23 protein-coding genes and 3 tRNA genes are annotated in these 25161 nt (G+C 73.5%); 16 read left to right on the top strand and 10 right to left on the bottom strand.

Features of this window, described 5'->3' with window-relative positions; translation table 11 throughout:
* Positions 1-2: 2 nt before the first annotated feature.
* Positions 3-1016: an SEC-C domain-containing protein gene (locus tag SGLAU_RS12810; protein ID WP_043501164.1), complete on the bottom strand. Its 1014-nt coding sequence runs from the start codon at positions 1014-1016 to the stop codon at positions 3-5.
* 275 nt (positions 1017-1291) lie between these two features.
* Here SGLAU_RS12810 and SGLAU_RS12805 point away from each other — a divergent pair, with 275 nt between their 5' ends.
* The 3 genes from SGLAU_RS12805 to SGLAU_RS12795 all read left to right on the top strand — a co-directional run bounded on the left by SGLAU_RS12805 (position 1292) and on the right by SGLAU_RS12795 (position 3465).
* Complete coding sequence (locus SGLAU_RS12805) at positions 1292-1603, top strand: DUF6412 domain-containing protein (protein ID WP_043501163.1); 312 nt, start codon at positions 1292-1294, stop codon at positions 1601-1603.
* A 98-nt stretch (positions 1604-1701) separates the two neighbouring features.
* Positions 1702-2421, top strand: coding sequence for a YidC/Oxa1 family membrane protein insertase (locus SGLAU_RS12800; RefSeq protein ID WP_043501161.1), 720 nt, complete (start codon positions 1702-1704; stop codon positions 2419-2421).
* 186 nt (positions 2422-2607) lie between these two features.
* Positions 2608-3465, top strand: coding sequence for a fumarylacetoacetate hydrolase family protein (locus tag SGLAU_RS12795; protein WP_043501160.1), 858 nt, complete (start codon positions 2608-2610; stop codon positions 3463-3465).
* A 215-nt stretch (positions 3466-3680) separates the two neighbouring features.
* On the opposite strand, the gene SGLAU_RS12790 is transcribed toward SGLAU_RS12795, so the two are convergent.
* From SGLAU_RS12790 to SGLAU_RS12780, 3 genes are all read right to left on the bottom strand, one after another.
* Complete coding sequence (locus SGLAU_RS12790) at positions 3681-4550, bottom strand: LLM class F420-dependent oxidoreductase (protein ID WP_043501157.1); 870 nt, start codon at positions 4548-4550, stop codon at positions 3681-3683.
* 144 nt (positions 4551-4694) lie between these two features.
* On the bottom strand, positions 4695-5180 hold the full coding sequence (locus SGLAU_RS12785) for a heme-degrading domain-containing protein (RefSeq protein WP_043506566.1): 486 nt from the start codon (positions 5178-5180) through the stop codon (positions 4695-4697).
* A 35-nt stretch (positions 5181-5215) separates the two neighbouring features.
* The gene (locus tag SGLAU_RS12780; protein WP_043501155.1) at positions 5216-6301 is read right to left on the bottom strand and encodes a Gfo/Idh/MocA family oxidoreductase; all 1086 of its coding nucleotides are present in this window, start codon (positions 6299-6301) and stop codon (positions 5216-5218) included.
* 47 nt (positions 6302-6348) lie between these two features.
* Here SGLAU_RS12780 and SGLAU_RS12775 point away from each other — a divergent pair, with 47 nt between their 5' ends.
* The 6 genes from SGLAU_RS12775 to SGLAU_RS12750 all read left to right on the top strand — a co-directional run bounded on the left by SGLAU_RS12775 (position 6349) and on the right by SGLAU_RS12750 (position 12194).
* Complete coding sequence (locus SGLAU_RS12775) at positions 6349-7560, top strand: ROK family transcriptional regulator (RefSeq protein ID WP_052413733.1); 1212 nt, start codon at positions 6349-6351, stop codon at positions 7558-7560.
* Positions 7561-7883: 323 nt separating this feature from the next.
* Positions 7884-8807, top strand: coding sequence for a hypothetical protein (locus SGLAU_RS12770; protein ID WP_043506564.1), 924 nt, complete (start codon positions 7884-7886; stop codon positions 8805-8807).
* Between the two features lie 189 nt (positions 8808-8996).
* The gene (locus SGLAU_RS12765; protein ID WP_043501153.1) at positions 8997-9776 is read left to right on the top strand and encodes an HAD-IIA family hydrolase; all 780 of its coding nucleotides are present in this window, start codon (positions 8997-8999) and stop codon (positions 9774-9776) included.
* A gap of 126 nt (positions 9777-9902) precedes the next feature.
* The gene (locus tag SGLAU_RS12760) at positions 9903-10451 is read left to right on the top strand and encodes a hypothetical protein (RefSeq protein WP_043501152.1); all 549 of its coding nucleotides are present in this window, start codon (positions 9903-9905) and stop codon (positions 10449-10451) included.
* Between the two features lie 3 nt (positions 10452-10454).
* Positions 10455-11120 carry a class F sortase gene (locus tag SGLAU_RS12755; RefSeq protein ID WP_043501150.1) on the top strand — a complete coding sequence of 222 codons (666 nt, stop codon included), beginning with the start codon at positions 10455-10457 and terminating at the stop codon, positions 11118-11120.
* 63 nt (positions 11121-11183) lie between these two features.
* Positions 11184-12194: a glycoside hydrolase family 6 protein gene (locus SGLAU_RS12750; RefSeq protein WP_043501147.1), complete on the top strand. Its 1011-nt coding sequence runs from the start codon at positions 11184-11186 to the stop codon at positions 12192-12194.
* Positions 12195-12280: 86 nt separating this feature from the next.
* On the opposite strand, the gene SGLAU_RS12745 is transcribed toward SGLAU_RS12750, so the two are convergent.
* The 3 genes from SGLAU_RS12745 to SGLAU_RS12735 all read right to left on the bottom strand — a co-directional run bounded on the left by SGLAU_RS12745 (position 12281) and on the right by SGLAU_RS12735 (position 16602).
* Positions 12281-14218: a kelch motif-containing protein gene (locus SGLAU_RS12745; RefSeq protein ID WP_043501145.1), complete on the bottom strand. Its 1938-nt coding sequence runs from the start codon at positions 14216-14218 to the stop codon at positions 12281-12283.
* Positions 14215-16182 carry a glycosyltransferase family 2 protein gene (locus SGLAU_RS12740; RefSeq protein WP_043501143.1) on the bottom strand — a complete coding sequence of 656 codons (1968 nt, stop codon included), beginning with the start codon at positions 16180-16182 and terminating at the stop codon, positions 14215-14217. The genes SGLAU_RS12745 and SGLAU_RS12740 overlap by 4 nt, the downstream gene beginning before the upstream one ends.
* Positions 16183-16528: 346 nt before the next feature.
* A tRNA-Lys gene (locus SGLAU_RS12735) sits at positions 16529-16602 on the bottom strand.
* Between the two features lie 195 nt (positions 16603-16797).
* Here SGLAU_RS12735 and SGLAU_RS35225 point away from each other — a divergent pair.
* The 3 genes from SGLAU_RS35225 to SGLAU_RS12720 all read left to right on the top strand — a co-directional run bounded on the left by SGLAU_RS35225 (position 16798) and on the right by SGLAU_RS12720 (position 20108).
* The gene (locus tag SGLAU_RS35225; RefSeq protein WP_043501141.1) at positions 16798-18117 is read left to right on the top strand and encodes a peptidoglycan-binding protein; all 1320 of its coding nucleotides are present in this window, start codon (positions 16798-16800) and stop codon (positions 18115-18117) included.
* Positions 18118-18215: 98 nt separating this feature from the next.
* Entirely contained in the window at positions 18216-19319 is a 1104-nt protein-coding gene (locus SGLAU_RS12725) for an SPFH domain-containing protein (protein WP_043501139.1), read from the top strand.
* 183 nt (positions 19320-19502) lie between these two features.
* Positions 19503-20108, top strand: a complete 606-nt coding sequence (locus tag SGLAU_RS12720) for a lytic polysaccharide monooxygenase (protein WP_043501138.1) — start codon at positions 19503-19505, stop codon at positions 20106-20108.
* Between the two features lie 48 nt (positions 20109-20156).
* Here the strand turns inward: SGLAU_RS12720 and SGLAU_RS12715 are convergent.
* A tRNA-Lys gene (locus SGLAU_RS12715) sits at positions 20157-20230 on the bottom strand.
* Between the two features lie 93 nt (positions 20231-20323).
* The gene (locus tag SGLAU_RS12710) at positions 20324-21082 is read right to left on the bottom strand and encodes an IclR family transcriptional regulator (protein WP_043501136.1); all 759 of its coding nucleotides are present in this window, start codon (positions 21080-21082) and stop codon (positions 20324-20326) included.
* A 456-nt stretch (positions 21083-21538) separates the two neighbouring features.
* Between SGLAU_RS12710 and SGLAU_RS12705 the strand changes: the two genes are divergently transcribed.
* From SGLAU_RS12705 to SGLAU_RS12695, 4 genes are all read left to right on the top strand, one after another.
* Positions 21539-22270 carry an aspartate/glutamate racemase family protein gene (locus SGLAU_RS12705; RefSeq protein WP_043501134.1) on the top strand — a complete coding sequence of 244 codons (732 nt, stop codon included), beginning with the start codon at positions 21539-21541 and terminating at the stop codon, positions 22268-22270.
* 253 nt (positions 22271-22523) lie between these two features.
* Positions 22524-22886: a hypothetical protein gene (locus SGLAU_RS12700; RefSeq protein WP_043501133.1), complete on the top strand. Its 363-nt coding sequence runs from the start codon at positions 22524-22526 to the stop codon at positions 22884-22886.
* 112 nt (positions 22887-22998) lie between these two features.
* On the top strand, positions 22999-23571 hold the full coding sequence (locus tag SGLAU_RS33145; protein ID WP_063838871.1) for a bifunctional DNA primase/polymerase: 573 nt from the start codon (positions 22999-23001) through the stop codon (positions 23569-23571).
* A tRNA-Lys gene (locus tag SGLAU_RS12695) sits at positions 23562-23635 on the top strand. Before SGLAU_RS33145 ends, SGLAU_RS12695 begins: the two co-directional genes overlap by 10 nt.
* Before the next feature lie 84 nt (positions 23636-23719).
* On the opposite strand, the gene SGLAU_RS12690 is transcribed toward SGLAU_RS12695, so the two are convergent.
* Entirely contained in the window at positions 23720-25021 is a 1302-nt protein-coding gene (locus tag SGLAU_RS12690) for a M6 family metalloprotease domain-containing protein (RefSeq protein ID WP_244315204.1), read from the bottom strand.
* Positions 25022-25161 lie beyond the last annotated feature (140 nt).

Below are 25161 nucleotides of genomic sequence, written 5' to 3'. Positions count from 1 at the left end.
GGCTAGGCCTCCCCGTGACACTCCCCGTACCCCCGCCCCGACCCGCACCAGCAGGCATCCCCCCGCTCCGGCGGCCAGGCGACGGCTCGTCCGCGGGCGGCCAGGGTCGTCGCGTACTGGGGGAGCAGGGTCGGGTCGGACGGGGTGGAGCTCTCCGAGGCGGCGAAGGCCTCGTAGGAGGGGACCGTGCCGTGGACGATGCCGAGGTTGGAGGTGCCGGAGGCGGACAGTTCGCGCAGGGCGGACTCTATGGCCGCCAGGTGCTCCTCGTAGGAGGGGTACTCCGCGGCGAGTTCCGGATACTCGCGGACGAGTTCCGCGAGTTCGTCCGCCGGCCAGTGGAGGATCGCCACGGGGAACGGGCGGGAGAGGGCTTCCCGGAACGCGCCGAGCTCCGCCTGGAGGCGGGAGATCTCCGCCCTGAGCTCCGCCGGGTTCTCCGAGCCGAGGGACCACACCCGCTTCGGGTCGTGCAGTTCGTCCAGGGAGACGGGCAGGGAGTGGAGGGTGTCCGCCTGGGTGTCCCAGTCGTCGTGCGGGAGGCCCTGCATGCGGCGGACGCGGTGGCGGGCGACGAGGACGGGGCGCACGGAGGGGGAGGGGTCCGTGCCCGGCGGGAGCAGCAGGGTCGCGGCCTCGGTGAGGGCTTCCTGCGCCGTCGCCAGCTCGTCGTGGGACTCCAGGGCCTCCGCGATGATCACCCAGGGGGCGGGGTCCCGGGGAGCGGCCACCCGGATTCCCTCGATGATCGCGCGGGCCTCGGCCTCGTGGCCGTACTCCCACAGGTTGGCGGCCTTGAGGGCGCGGACCAGGTGGGGGTTGTCCAGCTCGGCCGGTCCGGCGAGCAGGCGGTCGTAGAGCGCGGTGGCCGTGGGGCGGTCGCCGGCCAGTTCCCGGTGGGCCGCGGCACGGAGGAGCAGGGCCTCGGCGTCCTCGGGGTACAGACCGGCGGTTCGCTCCAGGCGGGCCGCTTCGGCGTGGTGGTCGACGTTTTCGGCGGGCGTGTCGGGGCGCATGGTGGACACCGTACTGCCCGCGACTGACGAGGGTGAGGTATCCGGTCGCCGGCCGGACGCCGTGGACGGCGCTCCGCAGGGCCACTCCGCCGGCCTGCGGGGTCGGCACCGCCCGCGCCGCGGACGGCACGCTCGCCGGCTGGGCGGCTGGGCGGACGTTCGGGGACGAGCCGGCGGAACCGTTCGACCGTCCGGCGCATCCTCACTTCCGTACGGCCGTGCTGAGGTATAACCGTTCCGGACGGACACATGCCCCGGGAGAGGAGGAGCCGCCGGTGTTCCAGGCCTGGACCAGACTGCGTCCCGCCGCGCTGCTGCTCGTCCTCTTCCTCGAAGTCGTCCTGCTCGACGCCGGCAGCCTCTCCGCGACCGTCGCGCTGGCCGCGACCGCCGCGGCCGGGGCCGCGCTGGCCGTCTGCTCGCTGGTCGCGGCGCGCTGCGCGCCCGCCGTGCCGCGGACCCGGGTGCGGACGGCGATCAGGGACCGGGACCGCCGCACGGCCTTCCTGCCGCAACGTGATCCCGACGCCCGCGGCCGTACGCGCCCCCGAGCGCCCGGGCACGCCCTCCCGGCGACCTTCGCGTAGGGCGATCCAGCAGCACGTCCCACCTGGTGATCCCGCGCGGGTCGTCATGCCGCCATTCCCGTCACGGCACGACGAGACCCCGGAGGGCTCACTCACCCATGTCCGTTTTCGCTCACCTGGTCGAGCAGCTTGCCGACCTGCTCGAACCGCTCTTCCACGGTTCCGCGGCCGCCGCCGCGATCGTCCTGTTCACCGCGTTCGTACGGCTGCTGGTGCACCCGCTGTCCCGGGCCGCCGCGCGCGGTCAGCAGGCCCGGACCCGGTTGCAGCCGCGGATCGCCGAGCTGCGCAGGAAGTACCGCCGGGACCCCGAGCGGCTGCAGCGGGCCGTGCTGGAGCTGCACCGCGAGGAGAAGGTGTCACCGCTCGCCGGATGCCTGCCCGGGGTGCTCCAGCTGCCCGCGTTCTTCCTCCTCTACCACCTGTTCTCCAGCGGGACGATCGGCGGCGAGGCCAACGGGCTGCTCGGGCACGAGTTGCTCGGCGCGCCGCTCGGTGACCGCTGGCTGGACGCGCTGAACGGGGGCGGTGGACTCCTCGGCGACGCGGGGCTGGTGTACATCGGGCTGTTCGTCCTCGTCACCGCCGTAGCCGCCTTCAACTACCGGCGGACGAAGATCATGATGGCCGCCCATCCCATGGCGTCGGCCGGCCAGGACGGGCAGCCGGTGCCCGGGATGGGGGCGATCACCAAGGTCATGCCGTTCATGTCCTTCTTCACGCTGGTCACCGTGGCCGTCGTACCGCTGGCCGCCGCGCTGTACGTGGTGACCAGTACGACGTGGAGCGCCGTGGAGCGGGCCGTGCTCTACCGGTGAACCAGCCCGGCCTGCTCCGCCGGCGGGGCACCGAGGAACCGGGGCGCGCCGCGGGTCCAGTACGTGAACGGGGTCTTGCGGAGTGGAACCGGACCTTGGACGATCGACCAGTCCTCCGGCGGCCGGGGCCCGCCGCACCCGGGCCCTCGCCGCGGAGGACCGCCGCGATCGAGGGAGATTGTGAACATGAAGCTGCTGCGAGTCGGTACGGCCGGGGCCGAGCGGCCCGCGCTGCTCGACACCGACGGGAACCTGCGGGACCTGTCGGACGTCGTGCCGGACATCGACGGAGCGCTGCTCGCCGACGACGCGGCCATGGCCCGCGTACGGGCCGCCGCGGAGGTCGGGGACCTGCCCGTGCTCGACGCGGCCGGGGTGCGGATCGGGGCGCCGGTCGGCCGGATCGGCAAGGTCGTGTGCATCGGGCTGAACTACCACGACCACGCGCAGGAGACCGGCGCCCGGCCGCCGGCCGAGCCGGTCGTCTTCCTGAAGGCCGCGGACACCGTGGTCGGGCCGAACGACACCGTGCTCGTGCCCCGTGGCTCGGTGAGGACCGACTGGGAGGTCGAACTGGCCGCCGTCATCGGGCGCACGGCCCGCTACCTGGACTCCCCGGAGGACGGGCTCGCGCACGTCGCCGGGTACGCGGTGGCGCACGACGTGTCCGAGCGGGAGTTCCAGATGGACCGCGGCGGCACCTGGGACAAGGGGAAGAACTGCGAGACGTTCAACCCGCTCGGGCCGTGGCTCGTGACGGCGGACGAGGTGCCGGACCCGCAGAAGCTGGGGCTGAGGCTGTGGGTCAACGGGGAGCTGAAGCAGGACGGGAGCACGGCGGAGCAGATCTTCTCGGTCGGGGAGGTCGTGCGGTACCTGTCGCACTTCATGACGCTGTACCCCGGTGACGTCGTCAGCACCGGCACGCCCGCCGGTGTCGCCTTCGGGCAGCCCGAGCCCAAGCCGTATCTCCGGCCCGGCGACGTGGTCGAGCTGGAGATCGACGGGCTGGGGCGGCAGCGGCAGGAGCTGCGGGGCGCGTAGCGGGGGCGCCCGCCCGAAGGTCGCGGGTGGCCGCGGCGGGCCGGTGGCTGCGCGCGTGCGGTGGCTGCGGCGCGTCGGCGGCTGCCGGGGTGCGGTGGCCGCGGCGGGCCGACGGCTGCGCGGGTGCAACGGCTGCGTGCGCCGGCGGTTGCGCGCGTGCGGTGGGTGCTCGGGCAGTTCACCGCGCAATTCCCCGCGCCCCTCGGGGGGCTCCCTCACCCGAGGAGGGACGCCAGCCTCTTCCAGGACTCCCTCGGCAGGGTGTCCCGGTCCGCTCCGCCCACCACCTGGAGTGCCACGTGGTCCGCGCCCGCGTCGACGTACGTGTCGATCCGGGCGCGGATCCGCTCCTCGTCGCCCCACGCGAACACCGCGTCGACCAGGCGGTCGCTGCCGCCGTCCGTCAGGTCGTCCTCGGTGAAGCCGAGGCTGAGGAAGTTCCTGGTGTAGTTGGGCAGGGAGAGGTACGGGTCGGCGAGGACCTCGCGGGCCGTGGCGCGCGCCCGGCCGGGGTCCGTCTCCAGGATCACCTTCAGCTCCGGTGCGAGCAGCGGGCCGTCGCCCAGGAGCTGCCGCGCCCGCGCGGTGTGCTCGGGTGTCACCAGGTACGGGATCGCCCCCGCCGCCCGGTCGCGGGACAGCTCCAGGGTCTTCGGGCCGAGGGCGGCGAGGACCCGGCGGCCTGCCGGTACGCCCGCCCCGTCCAGCGCGTCCAGGTAGCCGGCCAGCGCCGAGTACGGCCGCCGGTACTGGGCCGCCAGCTTGGCGTGGCTCACCCCGAGGCCCAGGACGAAGCGGCCCGGGTGCGCCGCCTCCAGCTCGGCGAAGGACGCCGCGCTCTCGGTGGCCTCGTACTGCCAGATGCTCTGGATGCTGGTCCCCACGGTGAGCGTGGAGGTGGCCGCGAGCAGCGGGGCGGCGTGCCGCGCGGCGCTGCTGCCGCCCAGCCACACGGCGCCGAAGCCCAGCTCCTCCAACTCGGCGGCGGCCTCCGCCCGTTCACCCGCGAGGGCGGGGTCCTCCGAGCGCAGGCCGATGCTCCAGATGCCGTACCGGCCCACGTCGTTCTTGAGGAGCGTGCTCATACGGGTGATCCCTCCGGTTGCCACGGCAGTCACGTGTGTGGCAACCGGAGGGACCGGCCGGGGCATTCCCAGCCGCGCGCTTTCCGTGCCGCGTCGGGAACGCCCGGGCGCGCAAGCGCAGTTGGTTACGCCCGGTCGAGGCGCTCAGACCTTCAGGAACTCCTCCAGCGCCTCCACCACGAGCCGGTGGTCCTGGAGCTGCGGCAGCCCGGAGACGGTGACGGCCCCGATCACGCCGACGCCCTCGACGTTGATCGGGAAGGAGCCGCCGTGCGCCGCGTACCGGTCGAGGTCGAGCCGGGACGACTCCTCGAACGTGGTGCCCTTGGCCCGGAAGCGGGCGCCCACCAGGTAGGAGGCCGCGCCGTAGCGTTCCACCACCCGGCGCTTGCGGGCGATCCAGGCGTCGTTGTCCGGGGTGGAGCCGGGCAGCGCGGCGTGGAACAGCTGCTGGCCGGCGCGGTGGATGTCGATGGCGACCGGGGCCTGCCGCTCCCGGGCCAGCCGAACCAGGAGGGAGCCCAGCTCCCAGGCGTCGTCGGGGGTGAACCGGCGGAAGACCAGGCGGCGTTCCTGTGCCTCCAGCTCCTCGATGCTCGGAACCAGCTCGGGGGTGATCTTCGGGGTCATGGCGGGGGCGTGCGGGGTGTGCTTCTGCGGGTGCGTCACAGGGTCACCGTCACTCCGTCTCGGGCCGAACGGCGGGCCGCCTCCAGTACGTCCAGGGCGGCGGCCGCCTCCGGTGCGGTCACCGGGTTGGGGCCATCCTCCAGCAGGGCGCGGGCGATCGCCGCGTAATAGGCGGGGTAGTCGCCCGGCAGCGTGGGCTCGGGCCGGCCGCCGCCGGTCGCCGGGGACTCGCCGGAACCGACCCGGCCCCACAGCGAGTCGGGCTCCACGCCCCAGTCCTGCCCGTCCCCGGGGCGCCGCCCCTCACGCAGGGCCGCCTCCTGCGGGTCCAGGCCGTACTTGACGTACCCGGCCCGCGAGCCCAGCACCCGGAAGCGCGGGCCGAGCTGGGCGGTGGTGGCCGACACGTACAGGTGGGAGCGGACCCCGCCGGCGTGCGTCAGCGCGATGAACGTGTCGTCGTCGGTCTCCGCGCCGGTCCGGCGGACGTCCGCCTCCGCGTACACGTGGGTGGCCGGGCCGAAGAGGACCAGCGCCTGGTCGACGACGTGGCTGCCCAGGTCGTACAGCAGCCCTCCGATCTCCGCGGGGTCGCCGGACTCCCGCCAGCCGCCCTTCGGCTGCGGGCGCCACCGCTCGAAGCGGGACTCGAAGCGCCAGACGTCACCGAGCTCGCCCTCGGCGAGCAGCTTGCGCAGGGTGAGGAAGTCGTTGTCCCAGCGGCGGTTCTGGAACACCGACAGGAGCAGTCCGCGGCCGGCGGCCAGGTCCGCCAGCTCGCGCGCCTCGGCGGCGGTGCCCGCCACCGGCTTGTCGACGACGACCGGCAGGCCGGCCTCGAGGGCGGCCTTCGCGAGCGGGACGTGCGTCTTGTTCGGCGACGCGATGACGATCAGGTCGAGTTCGCCGGCGCGGCCGAACAGCTCGTCCGGCGTGGCGGCGATCCGGACGCCGGGGTGCTCGGTGCGGGCCTGTTCCTGCCGCTCCGAGTTGGCGGTGACCACCGTGTCGAGGGCGAGGCCCTCGGTGGTGGCGATCAGCGGGGCGTGGAAGACGGAGCCCGCGAGGCCGTAGCCGATGAGGCCGACGCGGAGGGGAGTGCCTGAGGTGCCAGTCGTCATGCGTCCACTTTCGCAACGCTGTTGCCAAAGTGCAAGCGCACGGCAGAATGGGTGGCGTGAACAGGACGAACGCAGGGGCCGAGGGCGCGAATCTGCTGGCGCTGCGCAGCCACAACACCGCGCTCGTGCTCGATCTGCTGCGCACCGCCGGCGAGGACGGCATCAGCAGGCTGGAGCTGGCCGAGCGCACCGGGCTCACCCCGCAGGCGGTCAGCAAGATCACCGCCCGGCTGCGGGCCGAAGGGTTCGCCGCCGAGGCGGGCCGCCGCGCCTCCACCGGCGGCAAACCGCGCACCGTCCTCCGGCTGGTGCCGGGCGCGGGCCACGCCGTCGGAGCCCACCTGGACCGGGACGAGCTGCGCACCGTGCTGGTGGACCTCACCGGCGCGGTGGTGGTGGAGCGGCGGGCACCGCTGGACCTGGGGGCGGGCGCGGACGCCGTCGTCGCGGCGGTCGCCCGGGAGGTGACGGAAGCGGTCGCGGGCGCGGGCGCGGACATGGCGGCGGACACGGCGGCGGGTGCCGGCGGGGCGGCGGGCGCGGCCCGCGCGGGCGGTGTGCTCGGGGTCGGCGTCGCCCTGCCCGGCCCGCTCGACCACACCCGCGGCGTACTGCACCGCGTCACCGGATTCCCCGAGTGGGACGGCTTCCCGCTGCGCGACGCGCTGGCCCGGCGGCTCGGCATGCCGGTCGTCGTCGACAAGGACACCAACGCGGCGGCACTCGGCCTGGCCGTGGGGGAGGAGGTCGGCCGGGCCGTGGGGTCCTTCGCCTACCTCCACCTCGGTACGGGGCTCGGCGCCGGCCTGGTGATCGGCGGCACCGTCCACCGGGGCGCGCGCACCGGCGCAGGGGAGTTCGGGCACCAGGTCATCCAGCTCGACGGCCCGCCCTGCGGCTGCGGCGGTCACGGCTGCATCGAGGCGCTGTGCCTGGCCGCCGTCGCGGGCGGCGACCTCGACGAGGCCGCGCGCGTGCTCGGCGCGGGCGCCGCGAACCTCGTCGGGCTGCTCGACATCGACCTCGTCCTGCTCGGCGGGCGTACGGTCGCCGCCGCGCCGGACGCCTTCGTGCGCGGGGTCGCCGGCGTCCTCGCCGACCGCGCCCGGCGGGAGGGGGCCGAGACGGTGCCCGTACGGGTCGCCCCCGGTGGGGAGCGGGGGGTCGCCGAGGGTGCGGCGCAACTGCTGCTGGCCCCGTTGTTCGGACGGACCCCGACGCCGGGGACCCCGGTCCCAGGGCTTCCGCCGCGGCCCTGAACCCGCCCCGGCGTCCAGGAGGCCCGCCGCGCGGCGCCGACGTCCCGGCGCCGCACCCCACGGCGGCCCGGCGCCGTACCCCACCGCGGCCCTGCGCCGATCGAGCGCTTTTCCCGCCGCACCCTGGACCCGCCCCGGCGTCCAGGAGGCCCGCCGCGCGGCGCCGACGTCCCGGCGCCGCACCCCACGGCGGCCCGGCGCCGCACCCCACGGCGGCCCGGCGCCGCACCCCACCGCGGCCCTGCGCCGATCGAGCGCACTTCCCGGCTCGCGCGGAGCGTCGCCCGGACACGCCCGCCCCCACCCGGCATGGTCATGTGTTCATGCGACTGGTTTCGAGACCGCTCCGACGCGCGGCCGCCCCGTGCTGCCTCGCAGCCGCCGCCGTCCTGCTCGCCGTGCCGGCCCCCGCGCACGCGGATCCGGCGGCCGCTCCGGCGTGCGCCACCCCCGAGGCCCGTACGTTCCCCCTCACCACCCGCATCCACGGCGGGCCCCGGAGCTACCCGGCCGGCGGCGGCTACGGCACCTGGTACCTCGACCTGACCAACACCACCGACCGGCCCTGCACCGGCGTCCACCCGGTGATCGTGCTCGTGGACGAGGAGCGGGAGCTGAAACCCTCGCAGCCCCTCCTGGAGTTCTACGACGGCCACCGCGCCCAGCCGCACCCCGTCCGCTTCGAGGCCACCGACCGGGACGAGCTGGTCGGTGCCTTCGACGACGGCTTCCCCGGCTTCACCGTCGGTCCGGGGAAGACCCTCAGCGTCAAGGTCCGCCTCGCCGTCACCTCCGACGCCGTGGCCAACCGGGTCACCGCCACCGCGGCGGTCGTCCAGCGCCGGGACGACGACGGCGACTGGGTCGGGCAGTCGAACGACTACCGCTTCGCCATCGACGCCCCCCAGGACCGCCCCACCGCCCCCCGAACCGGCACCAGCACCGACCCCGGCACCGGTACCGGCACCGACAGCGGCGCCGACACAGGGAGCGGCACGGACACCGGTACCGAAAGCGGCGCCGCCACCAGCGCCGCCCCCGACGCGCACCCCACCGCGGAGCCGGGGAGCGGGACGCGGCCCCCGGCCACGGAGCTCCCGGGGCGGCGCGACAGCGCCCCCCTCCCGGGCCTCCCCGGTGAACTCGCCGCCACCGGCCCGTCCCCGCTCGCCCGCGGCGCCCTCGCCGCCACCGCGCTGCTGCTGCTCTCCGGCGCCGCGCTGCTCGGCCGCCGCAGGCGCCGCTGAGGCGCCCGCGGCGCCCGCGGCCCTCCTCGCGGGACGTGCGCCGCCGGCCGCCGGCATACCGGCGCCGGCACCTGGTCACCAGGTGACCGACGGGGTCACGATCGCCGCCTCCTGACTAGTCTGGGGGCGTCGGTACGCCGTGGTTCCGGCGCCCCAGTACATCCGCACGTACGCCAGGAGTTGCAGCACATGGCAGACCGCAGGCCCATCGAGTCGTGGCTCACCGACATGGACGGGGTACTGATCCACGAGGGCGTGCCCATCCCGGGCGCCGACGCCTTCATCAAGAAGCTCCGCGAGTCCGGCAAGCCGTTCCTCGTCCTCACGAACAACTCGATGTACACCCCGCGCGACCTGCACGCCCGCTTGAACCGCATGGGTCTGCAAGTGCCGATCGAGAACATCTGGACCTCGGCCCTCGCCACCGCCAAGTTCCTCGACGACCAGCGCCCCGGCGGCAGCGCCTACGTCATCGGCGAGGCGGGCCTGACCACCGCGCTGCACGACATCGGCTACATCCTCACCGACCACGAGCCGGACTACGTCGTCCTCGGCGAGACCCGCACCTACTCCTTCGAGGCCATGACCAAGGCGGTCCGGCTGATCAACGGCGGCGCACGGTTCATCTGCACCAACCCGGACGAGACGGGCCCGTCCACCGAGGGCCCGCTGCCCGCCACCGGCGCGGTCGCCGCGCTGATCACCAAGGCCACCGGCCGCAAGCCGTACTTCGCGGGCAAGCCCAACCCGCTGATGATGCGCACCGGCCTCAACGCGATCGGCGCCCACTCGGAGACCAGCGCCATGATCGGCGACCGGATGGACACCGACGTCCTGGCCGGCATCGAGGCCGGCATGCAGACCTTCCTGGTCCTCACCGGCCTGACCCGGCCCGGGCAGATCGAGGACTTCCCGTACCGCCCGTCCAAGGTCGTCGACTCGATCGCCGGCCTCGTGGACCTCGTCTGAGGGCCGTGCGCCCGTCCCGCTAAACCACCCGTGGGGCGAACCGCACCCGTTCGGAGCAGTCCGGCCCCTTCCGAGGATGCGGGAGGGGGCCGCGCGGGGGAGTCTCCAGATGTCTGGAGGTTCACGATGGGTTCTCTGCGACTCACACTCAGTACCGGCGCCCTGGTCCTCGCCGCGGCCCTCACCCCGGTGGCGGCCCACGCGGCGGACGGCGGCGGTGTGCAGGTCAGTCCGTCGTCCCCGGCGCCCGGCGGCGACATCACGCTCCGGGTGACCGGGTGCGCCGGCAGGACCGGCGCCGCCGCCTCGGACGCGTTCGTCTCCGACGCCCGGCTCACCGCCGCCGAGGGCGGCACCCTCGGCGGGGAGACCAAGGTCCGCTCCACGGCCCACCCCGGCCCGTACGACGTGCGGATCACCTGCGGTGACACATCCCTGACGAGCGTCCTCACTGTCGGCACGGGGGGCGGGCACTCCGCGGCCACCCCGGCCGCACCCGCCTCGCCGACCGCCCCGGTCCGCGCGGGCGGCGGTGGCACCGCCCACCTCGCGGCCGTGCGGACCGGCAGCACCGGCCCGGGCGTCGCCCAGACCGTCACCGGGCTGCTCCTCGCGGCCGGCGCCGCCGTGGTCGTCGCGGCCCGCGGCGCCCGCCGGAACCGCAGGGCGGGCTGACCCATGTCCGAACCGGAACGCTCCGCCGGCACCGGACGGCTGCTCACCGGCGTGGCCTGGGCGGTACTGCTGCTCGGGCTGTGGCTGTGGGGCCGGGAGGTGACCGACGTACGGCACGGCATATCCGGTCCGAAGACCGGTGACATGGCGGCGGTCGGGCGTCCCCCCGACGTCCGGCTGCCCCCCGCCCGCAGCCCGCTCGGCGAGGCACTGCCCCAGCGCCTCGACATCCCCGGGCTCGGCATCCAGGCCCCGGTGGTGGCACGCGGCCTCGACGGCCGGGGCGCGGTCGATCCGCCGCCCTACGACCAGCCGGGCGTCGTCGGCTGGTACGCGGCCGGTGCCGCACCCGGCGCGGCGGGCACCGCGCTGCTCGTCGGGCACGTCGACACCGAGACCCGGCCGGCCGTCTTCTACAAGCTCAGCGCGCTGCGGGCCGGGCAGACGATCCGGGTCGTGCGCGCCGACGGGCAGGTCGCCGAGTTCACGGTCGACGACATCCAGGTCCTCACCCGCGACCGCTTCGACGCCCGGCAGGCGTACGGGCCGCGCCACGAAGGCCGCGCCGAACTGCGGCTGATCACCTGCGGCGGCAGCTTCGACCGGTCCAGCCGCAGCTACACCGCCAACGTGATCGTCTCGGCCTACCTCACCGGCACGGGCCTCTGACCCGGCCCGTCCGCCGCCCTGTGTCAGGATGGGCCCCTGGCACAGGGCACGAGGGGGAGTGGGATGTTCGGCAGCAGGGGGGCGGCCGGAGCACGGGCGGGCGCGGCGGTGCTGGGGGCGGCGCTGCTGATCGCGGGATGCTCCTCCGGGGACGGGCCGGAACCGGGTGACGCCGGAGCCGGTATCACCCAGCAGCCCAAGAACCGCGCCCCGTTCTGGGTCAACCCGGACAGCAGGGCCGCCGAGCAGGCCGCCGCCTACGACGAGGCGGGCAAGGAGGCCGAGGCCGAGCAGATCCGCAGGATCGCCCAGCAGCCGACCGCCGAGTGGATCGGCCCGGAGAACCCCGAGGAGCAGGTCCGCGCACTGACCGAGGCCGCCGGGGAGGCGGACCGCACGGCCCTGCTCGTCCTCTACAACATCCCGCACCGCGACTGCGGCCAGTACTCGGGCGGCGGCGCCGCCGACGGCGACGCCTACCGGGCCTGGATCGACGGGGTCGCCGCGGGGGTCGCGGACCGCCCCGCGACGATCGTCCTGGAGCCGGACGCGGTCCTGCACCTGGTGGACGGCTGCACCCCGGACGAGTACCACGAGGAGCGGTACGACCTCCTGAGGTACGCCATCGGCAAGCTGACGTCGCTCCGGGCGACCGAGGTCTACCTGGACGCGGGCAACGCCGGCTGGGGCCACCCCGACCAGATCTTCGAGCCGCTGCGCCGGGCGGGCATCGACGGGGCCGACGGCTTCTCGGTGAACGTCTCCAACTTCTACTCCACCGAGGAGTCCATCGCCTACGGCAAGCAGCTGTCCGCCAAGGTGGGCGGCAAGCCGTTCGTCATCGACACCAGCCGCAACGGCAACGGCCCGTACACCGGCGGCGACCCCGGCGAGCGCTGGTGCAACCCGCCGGGCCGTGCCCTCGGTGAACCGCCGACCACCCGCACCGCCGACCCCCTCGTCGACGCCTACCTCTGGATCAAGCGCCCCGGGGAGTCGGACGGCGAGTGCAAGGGCGGCCCGAAGGCGGGCGAGTGGTGGGCCGACTACGCGCTGGGGCTCGCGCGAGGATGATCCCGGTGACGGCGAACCCCGCGCCCCGAAGGAGCGCGGGGTTCCGCACAACCGGCACCGCGGCCCTCAGCCGCCCGGGACGCCCCCTAGGGGACGCGCACCCACTGGGCCTCCGACGGGGTGCCCTGCTCGTCGTCGACGAACAGCATGTACCACCCGGACTGCACCAGGTTCCGGTTCTTCGGCACGGTCACCGTGATCTTGTCGCCGGACGTCGTGAAGTCCAGGGCGATCGACCGCTGGTCCACATCGGTCACGTGCGTCGACGCGCTCGGCCGGATCAGCCGCACCTTCTCGATCGACGACGCCTGCGGCGAGGTGAACGTCCCCGACCCGCCCCGCGCGATCGTCTGCGGCCCGCCGGACAGCGACGGCCGTGAGTCCCGGAACATGTACGGCGGCCGGTAGATCTCGATCCGCTGCTCGAACTTGCCCGGCTTGGTGTTCGCCTTGTCCGCGTACAGCGAGTCCGAGCCGAAGAACATGACCGAGCCGTCCGGCAGCAGGATCGAACCGGAGTGGTAGTTGCGCCCCACCAGCGGGTCGGCGACCCGCTCGAAGGTGCTGCTCTCCGGGTGGTAGAGCCGCGCCTGCAGGATGTTGGAGTCGCCGCGGCCGCGGTAGTCCTGCGCGCCGCCCGAGACCAGCACGGTGTCGTCCGGCAGGATCGACGTCTGCGGGTAGCGCGTGCCCTTCTCCAGCGTCGGCCCGTCCACGTACCTCGGCTTGTCGGCCTTGAGGTCGATGATCCGCGTCTTGTTGCTGGACTTGGTGGACTCACCCACTCCGCCGCCGCCGACGACCATGTACGTCTCGTTCTGCGCCGGGGGCAGCAGCACGGTCGCCGACGTCTCCATCTGGTCGGCGTCGCTCAGTCCGGGGACCTTGGTGAAGTCGTTGGTCCTCACGTCCCAGATGCCCGGGTCACGGCCCACCTCGGCCGGCCCGTAGCCCGAGTTGGACCCGGAGAAGAAGATCTTGCCGTTCTGCATCAGGAACAGCGCCGGGTAGGTGGGGAACTGGCGGAGCGTGCCGGTGTACGTCCACTTCTTGGTCTTCGGGTCGAACACCTCGTTCTTGCCCGGGTTCAGCTGCCCGATGTCGTTGAGGCCGGACACTCCCAGGATCTTGCCGTCGCCCAGCGTGGTGAGGGTCGGGTACCACCGTGCCTCGTTCATCGGGTCGATCTTGATGTACCGCTCGGCGACCGGGTCGAACTCATAGGTGTCCCGGATGCCCTGGAAGTCCTTCTTGTCCAGGGCGAGTTTCTCCGCCATGCCGTAGGTGTTGCGGGTGTCGACCCCGTTCAGCCCCTGCACCCGGTAGTTGTCCTGCGCACCGGTCTGGTACCTGGGGCCGCTCTTCTGCGCCTCGACGTAGACCCGCCCGCGGCCGGGGTCGTTGCGCAGGTACTCGCCGGTGACCGGGTCGTAGACCTTCTTCGCCCGGGGCACGAGCACCGGGTCCTTGGAGACGAAGGTCTTGCCGTTGCTCTTGCCGGTGAACTTCGTTCCGGCGGGCAGCGTCATCGGCTTGTGCGGGTTCTCGTTGTGGACGACCATCAGGCCGCCGGCCTTGGTGACGTCGCCCTTGAGCTTCTCGTAGCGCTTGGTGCCGCCCGCGATCAGCAGATTGCCGTTGGCGAGCTGGGTGTGGCCGGTGCAGAACAGGTCGGTCGGCGTCGGCACCTTCTTGATGGTGCCCTTGACCGGGTCCCAGACGCGGGTGTCGTACTTCTTCGCGTCGAAATTGTCCTCGTTGTTGCCGGACCCCGCGACGAGCAGCACCTTGCCGGTGTGCAGCAGCGCCGCGTGAATGGTGTTCTGCCGGTACTCCTCGGGAAACTCGATGATCTCCCACTGGCCGTTGGCGGCCTTGTACTCGGGCCTGCTGATCTTGTACTGGTGGTATTTCTCGGAGCCGAAGCGGTAGAGCCACGGTCCGTTCATCCCGGCCAGCGCGAGCACCACCGTCGTGCCGATCGCTATTCGACGGGCGCGACGGCGGCCTGCACGGTCCTTCATTCCTTACGTCCCCCAAGGGCGATCTGCATGGTCTGGTCGGCGCCCCCGCCGGAGGCGGCCCAGGGCTGGCCGTGGGGCGCCCCGGGCGCGGGCGCCGGCGCGGGCTCGGCGTCCTGCGGCCGCGGCGCGGGCGCCGCGGCGTGCCTCCTGCGCCTGCGGCGCTGCTGCTTCCTGCGGTCCTGGCGCAGCTCGTGGCGCCACACGTAGAGCGGTGTGGCGGTGATCAGCAGCGCGAAGCAGGCCCAGGTGATCATCGCGGGGTGGGCGTGACCGAGGGCGAAGCCGGCCGCGATCGAGCCACCGAAGATCGTAATGAAGTACCAGTGGTACCGGAAGGTGCCGAACCAGCGGTCCGGGCTCGCCGAGTCGCCCTTGGGGGTGACCACGAACTTGCTCTTGCGGCGCAGGCCGGAGTCGATCAGCGCCTTCGCGTACAGCGGCGCGGACAGCGCGGACATCACCATGCCGGCCACCCCGCCGGAGCCCTCCGGCTCGTGCGGCGAGACGTTGTGGCGGCGGTTCCAGATGTACAGGCCGATCTGGAGCGCGGAGGCGTTGCCGTAGAGCATCAGCCACACGGTGGGATCGATGTTCACGCCCGAGGCGCCCAGACCCAGGAACAGCGCGCAGCTCAGCGCGGCCAGGATCCAGTTCATGGCGGCCATCGGATAGAAGATGATCATCATCGTGTAGTTGAAGAGCTTGCCCGGCGGCAGCGAGTACCAGCCCTTCCAGTACTGCTTGAGGATCGTCTCGTAGGTGCCGCGCGACCAGCGCATCTGCTGGGTGAAGAAGTCCGTCCAGGCGCTGGGGCCCTCACCGACGGCGAGCACGTCCGGGGTGTACACCGAGCGCCACTTCCTCCCCGTCGCCGGGTTCTTGTGGCGGTGGATCTCGAAACCGGTCGCCATGTCCTCGGTGATCGAGTCGTACAGGCCGCCGATCTGCTTGAGCGCCTTGATGCGCACGGCGTTGGAGGTGCCGACGAACATGGGCGCGCCGTACCGGTTCCCGGCCCGCTGGATCAGCGCGTGGAAGAGGAACTGCTGCGACTCGGCGGCCTTGGTGACGAAGTTGTCGTAGTTGCCGTAGACCTGGGGGCCGATGACGAAGCCGACGTCCGGGTCGCGGAAGAAGCCGAGCATCCGCTCCAGGTAGTTCGGCAGCGGCACGTGGTCGGTGTCGACGGACGCGAAGAAGTCGTAGTCGTCGCCGTGCGCGTCGAGCCAGGCGTTGTAGTTGCCGTGCTTGGTCTTGGCGCGGTGCGGCCCCTTGGCCTGGTTCCACCTGGCGACGCCCTTGCGGGAGAAGTGGCGCACACCGAGCCGGGCGCAGACCTCCTTGACGTCCGGGTCGTCGCCCTCGTCGAGCAGCCACACGTGCATCACGCCCCGGTGGCGGATCCGCACCGCCGCCTCCAGGGTCTTCGTCACCATCTCCAGCGGCTCCTTGCCGGGCACGAAGGAGGTGAGGAAGGCGACCCGGGTGCCGGTCTCCGGGACCACGGGCACCGGGTCGCGGGCGACCAGGGTGGCGTGCGCGTTGGATAGCACGTTCATGCAGCGGAAGAACTCGATCAGTCCGATCGAGACGAGCATCACGACGTCGAGCGTGGGGAGGAAGTCGTACCGGGGGTAGTCGCGCTCCGTCCAGTGCTCCGGCTGGAGCAGCCAGACCAGCAGGACGACCGAGAGCACCGGCGCCGCCATCAGCATCAGGGCCACGCGTATGCGGTGCGGCTCCTGGGATATCAGGGAGCGGTACTGCACCGTGTACGGCTTGTGCGGGTCCGGCTGGGTGAGGGGCCCGGCCAGCCGGCTGTAGTGTTCGTAGTCGTACTTCGGCAGCGTCCTCTTGATCCGGCGGAAGGTCCCCGTGGTGCTCATCCGGTGCCCCGGCACCCTGAGCTGAGTGGTCTGTGACGGGTCGAATTCCTGCCGGTCGCCCGTCGGCGTCGACGTCATGAGTCATCCCCCCACACGCGGCTCACCGCGTGTATGTCGGTTCCTTCGCCCGGCCCGGTCCCCCTCGACCTTCACGGACGTGTCGGTGGTGCGCGGCAGTCACCACATGGTCCACACCCTATAGACAGGGGACTGCGCGCTTCCGGTTGCATGATGCCCCCCGTGGCACCGCTCCGTGAACCGGGGATTCTATGCCGCCCGGCGCGACGCGCCCTCCCCTTTCGTACGGCCGGCGGGGGCGCTCCGTTCAGCGGGAGCCGCTCCGGCCGTGCGGAACGCATCGGCATGAGGCCGGCCCGCACAGCGAGAAGGCCCCCCGCTCGCGCGAGGGGCCTTGCTCCGTCTGTGCGCCGCCAGGGACTCGAACCCCGGACCCGCTGATTAAGAGTCAGCTGCTCTAACCAACTGAGCTAGCGGCGCCTGCTGACGTCGTTAACTCTACATGACCTCCGAGGGTGCTCCCGACCACCCGAGCGGGGCGGGGCGGTGGCCGCCGGGTGCCGCGCGGTGCCGTACATCATTCGGACCGTCAACATGCGCGCCCCGGCCACAGTTGTGAAACTGATCAGCGTGCACAAGCGTGGACATTTCCGCCAGGAGTGTGAGGCGAATCGCATGGAGACCCCGGTTTTCACCGAACTCGACCCCCCACACGACTGCGACTGCCCCGGCTGCGCCGCCCGGCGCCGCTCCCTCCCGCTCCCGTCCGGGGGCCGCCCCGTCGCCTCCCGCGCCCTGGCCGTCACGGCCGCGGCCTCCGCCGCCCTCGCCGCCGGACAGCCGGCGCCCGCCGTCGCCGCCCCGCACGCCCCCCAGCGCCCCGGTGACCCCGCGGGCGGCGAGCCCGACACCCCGCAGGGCGGCAAGGCCCCGCTGCACGGCCCCGGGGGACGGCCCGCCCTGCCGGCCGTCCCGGCCAGGGCGCCCGCGACCACCCGTGCGGAGATCATCCGGCGGGCGAAGACCTGGGTCGCGCAGAAGGTGCCGTACAGCATGACCCGGTACTGGCGGGACGGGTACCGGCAGGACTGCTCGGGCTTCGTCTCCATGGCCTGGAACCTGCCGGGCAACGAGTGGACCGGCACCCTCGGCCAGTACGGGGTCCGCATCGGCAAGGACGAGCTGGCTCCCGGTGACATCCTGCTCTTCCACAACCCCGACGACCCGCAGCGGGGCTCGCACGTGGTGATCTTCGGTGGCTGGACGGACCACACCCGCTCCTCCTACACCGCCTACGAGGCGACCCGTCCGCACGCCCGCGCACAGGTCACCCCCTACGCCTACTGGACCAACTCCGACCGCTATGCCGCCTACCGCCACAAGGGGGTCGGCGCGGGCGCCCCGGGCACCTCGGGCGCCCGGCCGGACGCCGGGGCCGCGGCGGACCCCTTCCCCGGGGCGGCCTACTTCGGTCCCGGCGCGAACAACCGGCACGTCGCCCGGCTCGGCCGGATGCTGGTGGAGCGCGGCGCCGGCCCCTACTACACCTCGGGCCCCGGCCCCCGCTGGACCGAGGCCGACCGCCGGGCGACCCGGGCGTTCCAGCGGGCCCAGGGCTGGACGGGCGGTGCCGCGGACGGGCTGCCCGGGCCGAAGACGTGGGCGCTGCTGGCCGGCGGCCGGGGCAGGGACATCACGGCGGACACGGCCGGTACGGCCGGGCCGTCCGGCCCGTCCGGTGCCCCGGCCCCGCGGGTCCCCGTGTTCCCGGGGCGCGGGATGTTCCGGCCGGGCGCGAGCAACCCGTACGTCACGCTGCTCGGCGAGCAGCTCGTGCGGAAGGGGTTCGGCAAGCACTACACGACCGGGCCGGGCCCCCGCTGGGGGGAGGCGGACCGGCGCAACGTGGAGGCCTTCCAGCGCGCCCAGGGGTGGCGGGGCGGCGCCGCGGACGGCTGTCCGGGGCCGGAGACCTGGCGGCGGCTCTTCTCGTGACGACCCGGACCCCGGTCGCGACGCGCCCCGCGCCGCGGCACACCCCTGTTGGGACACCCCCTCGTGGGGAGCATCTGGCGCGGAGGCTGGAGGCAGGAATGACCACGACCACGTCACCCACACCCGAGTCCGAGGGGCCGTCCCGGCCCGTGCGGCTCATCCAGAACGAGGCGACCACCGAGATCCCCGTCCACCTGCTGTTCCGTGACGAGCCCGGTGACCCGGTGCCGCTCGGGCCGGCCGTCGTGGGGCGCCGGCACGGCACGGGGGAGCAGCCGCGCCCGGGACGTGCGGTGCCCGCGCGGGCGCGGCCCGTGGCGGAGCCCGACCCGGAGCTGGCCGAGCGGCCCGCCCGGGTGCTGCCCGGCGCGGCCGGGGTGCTCGCCGGGACGCTGGGGGCGGCCGGGGTGCTGGCCACCTCCTGGTGGGCGGGCACGCTGCCGCCGCTCGCGTCCGAGGCGCTGGGACTGCCCGGCGTCGCGGCGGCCGGGCTCGGTCCGGCGCAGTGGGCGGCGTACGCCGGGGCCGGGGCGCTCGGCCTGTTCGGCTTCGGCGGGCTGGCCCGGGGGCGGACCGGCCGGGCCTGGGTGCTGGGGCTGTTCGGCCGGTACCGGGGGACGGTGCGGCGCACCGGTCTGCTCTGGGTCAATCCGCTGCTGCTGCGCCGCCGGGTCGACGTACGGCTGCGGCACTGGCGCAGCGAGCCGATGCCCGCGACGGACGGCGGGGGTGTGGCGCTGCGGGTGGTGGTGCTGGTGGTGTGGCGGGTGCGGGACACCGCGCGGGCCGTGCTGGGGGTGGAGGACCACGAGGGCTATCTGCGCGAGTGCGTGGAGGCGGCGCTGGCGCGGGTGCCGGTGGACATGCCCGGCGGGGGCGGGTCGGTGACGGCGGCCGGGGAGACGCTGAGCCGGCTGGTGCGGGCGGACGCGGCACCGGTGGGCCTGGAGGTGTTCTCGGTGCAGCCCGTGCGGATCGAGTACGCACCGGAGGTGGCCGCGGCGATGCACCGCCGCCGGATCGCCGCGCTGGACGCCCAGCACCGGGCGAGCGTGCTCACCTCGGTGGTGGACTCGGTGGAGGACACGGTGACCCGGCTGACCATGCGCGGCCTGGTGGAGCTGGACGACTACGAGCGGAAGGCGCTGGTGAAGGACCTGACGGTGGCGTTCTGCGCGGGGCGGGGGGAGACCGGCGGGTGAGCGGCGGGCGAGCGGCGGGGCGGGGGCCGGCGGGCGGCGCGCGGGAACCGGCCGGTGATTGGTATGGACATGTTCAACTATCGGCAATAGCCTGGGCCTTGGTCTAGACCTACGCGGTACCCAAGTGAACCGCGCCACCGCACGGCTCACCGAACCTCCCCCACGTTCACCAGGAGCGGCAGCATGCGCACCAAGACCAAATTGTCCGCGGCCGTGGTGGGACTGGCGACGACCGGAGCTCTTGTGCTCTCCTCCGGCGGCGCCAGCGGCCACGGCTACACCGACCTCCCCATCAGCAGGCAGAAGCTGTGCCAGAACGGCACGGTCACCAACTGCGGCGCCATCCAGTGGGAGCCGCAGAGCGTCGAGGGTCCCAAGGGCTTCCCGGCCTCCGGGCCCGCCGACGGCCGGCTCTGCTCCGGCAACAACACGCCGTTCGCCCAGCTCGACGCCCCGCGTACGCCGTCGGGCGGCGCCTGGCCGGCCACCAAGGTCAACGGCGGGCAGAGCTACACCTTCCGCTGGCAGTTCACGGCGATGCACGCCACGACCGACTTCAAGTACTACATCACCAAGCCGGGCTGGGACCAGAACCACAACCTGTCCCGGTCCGACCTCAACCTGACACCGTTCCTGACGGTCCCGTACGGCGGCAAGCGTCCGCCGCAGACCCTCTCGCACAGCGGCACGATTCCGTCCGGGCTCAGCGGACGGCACGTGATCCTGGCGGTGTGGACGGTCGCGGACACCGGTAACGCCTTCTACGCCTGCTCGGACGTCACGTTCTAGCGGGCAACGGAAAGGGCCCCCTCGCTCTCGCGAGGGGGCCCTCTTCTGTGCGCCGCCAGGGACTCGAACCCCGGACCCGCTGATTAAGAGTCAGCTGCTCTAACCAACTGAGCTAGCGGCGCATGACTCCCGCCTTCCGCTCTTCGCGGCCGGCGACGAAGAAAATACTACCTGGTCCCCGGGGGTGCTCCGGACCACCGGGGACCAGGGGCGGATCAGATGGCGAGCGAGAGGAGGACCGGCGCCGCGTTCCGGTTCAGGGTGTCCGCGGCCTGGCGGAGCCGATGGGCTTGCTCCACCGGCAGGGACAGCGCGAGGCAGCCGACCGTGGCGCCCGCGGTGATCGGGACGGCCGCGCAGACCGTGCCGACCGCGTACTCCTGGAGGTCGAGGACCGGCACCGTCGGCGGCTGCGACTCCAGCCGGGAGAGCAGCAGCTTGTCACTGGTGATCGTGCGCGAGGTGAGCCGGGCCGGCCTGTGCCGGGCCAGGTGGTCGAGCCGGCCCTTGTGGTCGAGCTGGCCCAGCAGGCTCTTGCCGACCGCGGTGGCGTGCGCGGAGCAGCGGAAGTCCACCCACTCGTTGACCGCGGGGGTGGCCGGGCCGTCGGCGTACTGGGTGACCCGGACCTCGCCGTCGACGTACCGGCTCAGGTAGACGGCGGCGCCCACGGAGTCCCGCAGCCGGTCCAGGGTGTGCTGGAGGTGGTCGCGCAGGGCCCGGTCGCGGCCGTGCGCGGAACCCAGGCGGGCGAGGGCCGCGCCGGTGACGTACGCCCCGTCGGTCACCTGCTCGACGTAGCCCTCGCGCCGCAGCATCCGCAGGAGGGTGGTCAGCCGCTCCGTGTCGAGGCCGGCGTGGCGGGCGATCTCGGTGTCGGTGACACCTGTGGAATGCCGTGCCACCGTCTCCAGGACGCGGAGGGCGTCCTGAACCGAGTGGTACGGCGCGGTCGGCTCGTGCTTCAGCGCCACGGTGTTCCCCCTGTGCGCTCAGTCAATGTGCCGTGACCCGGCGTTCGGGCCGGTTCCACGATAACCGGCAAGCGGCTTGTAGTGAGCGGCAGTTGACGAGATTCCGCCCCTGTGAGCTGCGCGTAGAGCGCTGGCATATGCCAGGTGCATGCACCAGTGCGTGCGGTGCGCGAGGACGGAGACCGTGCTGCCCGTCGGATGTGACAGCCGTCACGGTGGCGCACCTGCCCCGCACGGCCGCCCGTCCCGTACGGCCGCCCACCTCGCACGGCCGCCCGCCGCCTGGAGGGCGTGGGTCCACCGCCGTCCGCATGCCGTGGTCTCGGCCGGCCAAGTGAGATGTGGGCGGCACCGCGCCGACGGGGTACCCGAGCGGTGGGGCCGTATCGGGCTGTGCTGGACCGGGCGGTGTGCGCGTGGCCCCCCGCACTGCCGCAGACAGCAGGAAGGCTGGACATGACCGCACTCGGATTCCTCTACCCGGGCCACTCGGCCGAGGACGACTATCCCCGTATCGAGCAGCTGCTGGGCAGTGACATCCGGGTGGACCTGGTCCACACGGACCTCGGGGAGGACGCCCACCGGGCGGACGCGCTGCGTGTGCTGGGCTCCCCGGAGCGGCTGGCGGCGGGCGTCCAGGAGCTGCGGCACACGGGCGCCGAGGCGGTGGTGTGGGCGAGCGCCAGCGGCAGCTTCGGGTACGGCTGGGAAGAGGCCCACGAGCAGGTCCGGGGCCTCGCCGTCGCCGCCGGGATGCCGGCCTCCTCGACGTCCTTCGGCTTCGTGCACGCCGCCCGGGAGCTGGGGGTGCGGCGCGTCGCCGTCGGGGCGACCTATCCGGACGGTGTCGCCGGGCTCTTCGCGGACTTCCTGCGCGCCGGCGGCCTGGAGGTGGTCGCCGTGCACGCCTCCGGGACCGGCACCGCCGCCGAGGTGGGCGCCTGGGGCGAGGCCGAGCTGTTCGCCCTGGCCCGCGCCGCCGACCACGCGGAGGCGGAGGCCGTCCTGCTGCCGGACACCGCCCTGCACACGGTGTCGTACCTGACCTCGCTGGAGAAGGACCTGGGCAAGCCGGTGCTCACCGGCAACCAGGTCACGGCCTGGGAGGCGCTGCGGCTGGCCGACCGCCGGGTGAACGCCCCGGCCCTCGGCGCGCTCTTCACCCGGGAGCCGATCGTCCAGGTCTGACCCGGTCCGGTCGCCGTTCACGGCCTCCTCGGCGACGGACGCTTACGGCCCCCTTGCGCGGACGGGGGACAATGGAGGGTGGTCCGGCCGTCACGACGGGGCGGGCCACCCGTTCCACCCGCGGTCCCCGCGCGGCCGGCCCGCGCTCGTCCGCGGTCCGCCCGCGGCCGGCGGCGGTCCCCCGTGGCCCGTCCGCATCCCGCGTCCCTCCCGTTCCGTATCCCGCATTCCGTCCGTATGAGGAGGCCACGACATGGCGGAGCCCACGCCGCGTCGCAACGAACCGCGGCTACGCCCCGCGCCCCTGCTCTTCGAGCCGGCCGAGGCGGCCGGCGATCCGGAGCACTTCTTCGACCTGGAGTCCCTCGACGACCCGCGGGCGCTGCTGGCGCGGGCGACCGAGCTGACGCTCGCCTTCCGCGCGGCGGCCGACCGTGCCGTCGAGTTCCAGGCGATCGCGGCGGCCCAGCTGGCCGATCCCCGCAGGTTCGACCGGCTGACGACCGCGGACATCGCCGAGCGCGCCGAGTGGACCGAGGATTACGCCAAGAAGATGGTCGAGTTCGGCCGGGAACTGCTGCGGGGAGCGGACGGGCGAGGGCCCGAGCCGGTCTGAGTGATCCACAGGCATATGCCAGGCGGGCACGATACCCGCTCCCGGCCCCGGCTGTCCCGGTTTCCGGCAACTCTGTGAGACCGGACGGGCACAGCGGGTAGACCTGGGTGGCATGAGCAGCAGCACAGTGACTCTCGACGGAGCCTCCTGGCTCGCCTCGGCGGCAGGAACGTATCCGCGCAGCACTCTCGCGCTGTGGGAGGAGCGGCCGGACGCCCCGGTCGTGCTGCCCTGCGGTGCCGTCTTCGACGTGGTGAGCGCTCCCGCGGTCTTCGGCCGCCGGATGCTGGACCGGCTCTGGGAGGAAGGGCCCGGCTCCGGACCGGTGGCGCTGCACCGGGGCCGGGTGCTGCTCTTCGCCGCGCCGGGCACGGCGCACCGGCTGCCCTCGCTGATGGAGTGGGAGGAGTGGGGCTGCCAGGGCCGCACCGGCGAGATCCCGCCACTCCTCTGCCATGGCAACGGCGACGCCGTGACCGTCCCCGCCCCGACCGGCCCGGAGCCCGCCGCGACCGGCGCAGGGTCCCGCTGGATCGTCGCTCCGGACACCCGTCACCCCTGGCTGCCCGGCCCGGAGGTGCTGCTCTGGGCGGCGGTCCGGGTGGCCCGGGCGGCGGTGCGGATTTCGATTTCACCTCCCGCCGAGCAGGATGCTAAGGTCTACGACGTCAGCAGGCGCCGCTAGCTCAGTTGGTTAGAGCAGCTGACTCTTAATCAGCGGGTCCGGGGTTCGAGTCCCTGGCGGCGCACTAGCGATAAGGTCGCTGACCTGGGCGTTCTCGATTCCGAGAACGCCCTTTCGCGTTTCCCGGCACCGTTTTCCCGTACCGCGGTCAGCTCTCCCGCGCCGGCGAGATCTTGACGGTCCACGCGCCCGACGCCGTCCGTCCCTCGACCTCGACCCGGACGTCCTCGCCGGGCACGGTGAAGCTCTCGCCCACCCCGACGGGGGCGTCGGCGAGCGCGGGGTAGACCGAGTTCTCCCAGCAGGCCTCCGTCCTCGGATGGGCGTCCAGCACCTGGACCGGCCCGCCCCCGGACTCGGCGCCGTTGCGCACCCGGTACACCAGGACCCCCTGCCGGCAGGTGGCGTGATCGTTGCCGACCGCGCCGCGCGCCTCGAAGGCCAGCACCCGGTCCGGGCCGGTGCGCACCACCGCCAGCTTGGTCCCGCGGCCGGAGCCGAAGACGGGCACCCCGGCGGTCCCCGTCGCCGGCACACCCGGGCCGGCACCCAGTGACTCCAGGGTCAGCCGGGCCGGCTCGCTGCCGGGCACGCACACCACCTGGCGCTCCTCCAGCCAGCCCAGCTTCCACTTGTGCCAGCCGAAGAGGTCCGGCGCCAGGCCGAACTGGCTGCCCATCAGGTCCCAGTCGCCGACATGGGTGTCCCAGTCGCCCTTGCCGTCCGCCGGGCGGTGGTAGAGGTCGGGCAGGTCGAACACGTGACCGGTCTCGTGGGCGAGGACCAGCCGGTCCGGCGGATGGTTCTCGAACACGGTGACGACCCGCCGGATGTCCGCGCCGTCGGCCCGCAGCGGACTGTCCAGATTGACCACCTTGGTGGCGTCCGAGTCCACGCCGGGCGCGTGCGGATCGGCGACGAGGTAGACGACGTCGTAGCGCGAGTAGTCCACCTGCCGGTCGCTGGCCGCGAGCGCGTCGCGCAGATAGGCGGCGCGATGCGGGGCGCTCCAGTCGCGCTGTATGGCGTACGCCGTGGACGGGCGCGGCATCCGGATCCAGTTGCGCAGCGGGTGCGGGCGCAGCGTGAACCGGCCGTAGGACGCCTGTGCGAAGTAGCGGCTCGTCACCGGGAAGTGATCCGCGGTCAGCTCCGCCGGGGTGGTCAGCGGCTCGGAGTCCGGGAAGGACAGGAAGACCATCACCGCGTCGAGCGAACGGGCCGGCCGGGGATAGGCGGCGTTCCAGGTGTCCAGGCCCTCCGAGTGGTGCACCTTCGTGCGCTGCAGGGCGCAGGGGGCCGCCGAGAAGGGCTCGGCGACGGAGGGGCCGGTGAAGAGGGAGGTCGCGGCGAGGGCCGCCAGGGTGGTGAACACGGCCGCGGTGCTGCGCAGTCGGGGGCGCGGGAGCGGACGCGGCACGAGGACCTCCGGATGCGGTCGGGGGGACACCGCAACCAGCGTGTGGCAGATTGTCGTACTGCGTCCTGTTTGTCTGGCCCGGACGAGTGAGGCGCGACAGCGGTCCGGAAGGCGACACCCCCGATGTGCTCACGGAACGTCACCAGTGGTCGGAGACCGTCGAACCCGTC

It is taken from the genome of Streptomyces glaucescens (assembly GCF_000761215.1).
GTDB lineage: Bacteria > Actinomycetota > Actinomycetes > Streptomycetales > Streptomycetaceae > Streptomyces > Streptomyces glaucescens_B.
Note: the sequence above shows the minus strand (reverse complement) of the source record. Positions and strands in the feature narration are given on the sequence as shown.

What these genes read in the sequence shown, in the direction of transcription:
- SGLAU_RS12705 (WP_043501134.1), top strand. Translation starts at nt 21,539, where the DNA reads ATGACCGCACTCGGATTCCTCTACCCGGGCCACTCGGCCGAGGACGAC.
- SGLAU_RS12725 (WP_043501139.1), top strand. Translation starts at nt 18,216, where the DNA reads ATGACCACGACCACGTCACCCACACCCGAGTCCGAGGGGCCGTCCCGG.
- SGLAU_RS12785 (WP_043506566.1), bottom strand. Translation starts at nt 5,180, where the DNA reads ATGACCCCGAAGATCACCCCCGAGCTGGTTCCGAGCATCGAGGAGCTG.
- SGLAU_RS12810 (WP_043501164.1), bottom strand. Translation starts at nt 1,016, where the DNA reads ATGCGCCCCGACACGCCCGCCGAAAACGTCGACCACCACGCCGAAGCG.
- SGLAU_RS12750 (WP_043501147.1), top strand. Translation starts at nt 11,184, where the DNA reads ATGTTCGGCAGCAGGGGGGCGGCCGGAGCACGGGCGGGCGCGGCGGTG.
- SGLAU_RS35225 (WP_043501141.1), top strand. Translation starts at nt 16,798, where the DNA reads ATGGAGACCCCGGTTTTCACCGAACTCGACCCCCCACACGACTGCGAC.
- SGLAU_RS12740 (WP_043501143.1), bottom strand. Translation starts at nt 16,182, where the DNA reads ATGACGTCGACGCCGACGGGCGACCGGCAGGAATTCGACCCGTCACAG.
- SGLAU_RS12770 (WP_043506564.1), top strand. Translation starts at nt 7,884, where the DNA reads ATGCGACTGGTTTCGAGACCGCTCCGACGCGCGGCCGCCCCGTGCTGC.
- SGLAU_RS12775 (WP_052413733.1), top strand. Translation starts at nt 6,349, where the DNA reads ATGGGTGGCGTGAACAGGACGAACGCAGGGGCCGAGGGCGCGAATCTG.
- SGLAU_RS12795 (WP_043501160.1), top strand. Translation starts at nt 2,608, where the DNA reads ATGAAGCTGCTGCGAGTCGGTACGGCCGGGGCCGAGCGGCCCGCGCTG.
- SGLAU_RS12800 (WP_043501161.1), top strand. Translation starts at nt 1,702, where the DNA reads ATGTCCGTTTTCGCTCACCTGGTCGAGCAGCTTGCCGACCTGCTCGAA.
- SGLAU_RS12760 (WP_043501152.1), top strand. Translation starts at nt 9,903, where the DNA reads ATGGGTTCTCTGCGACTCACACTCAGTACCGGCGCCCTGGTCCTCGCC.
- SGLAU_RS12755 (WP_043501150.1), top strand. Translation starts at nt 10,455, where the DNA reads ATGTCCGAACCGGAACGCTCCGCCGGCACCGGACGGCTGCTCACCGGC.
- SGLAU_RS12700 (WP_043501133.1), top strand. Translation starts at nt 22,524, where the DNA reads ATGGCGGAGCCCACGCCGCGTCGCAACGAACCGCGGCTACGCCCCGCG.
- SGLAU_RS12780 (WP_043501155.1), bottom strand. Translation starts at nt 6,301, where the DNA reads ATGACGACTGGCACCTCAGGCACTCCCCTCCGCGTCGGCCTCATCGGC.
- SGLAU_RS12745 (WP_043501145.1), bottom strand. Translation starts at nt 14,218, where the DNA reads ATGAAGGACCGTGCAGGCCGCCGTCGCGCCCGTCGAATAGCGATCGGC.
- SGLAU_RS12765 (WP_043501153.1), top strand. Translation starts at nt 8,997, where the DNA reads ATGGCAGACCGCAGGCCCATCGAGTCGTGGCTCACCGACATGGACGGG.
- SGLAU_RS33145 (WP_063838871.1), top strand. Translation starts at nt 22,999, where the DNA reads ATGAGCAGCAGCACAGTGACTCTCGACGGAGCCTCCTGGCTCGCCTCG.
- SGLAU_RS12720 (WP_043501138.1), top strand. Translation starts at nt 19,503, where the DNA reads ATGCGCACCAAGACCAAATTGTCCGCGGCCGTGGTGGGACTGGCGACG.
- SGLAU_RS12790 (WP_043501157.1), bottom strand. Translation starts at nt 4,550, where the DNA reads ATGAGCACGCTCCTCAAGAACGACGTGGGCCGGTACGGCATCTGGAGC.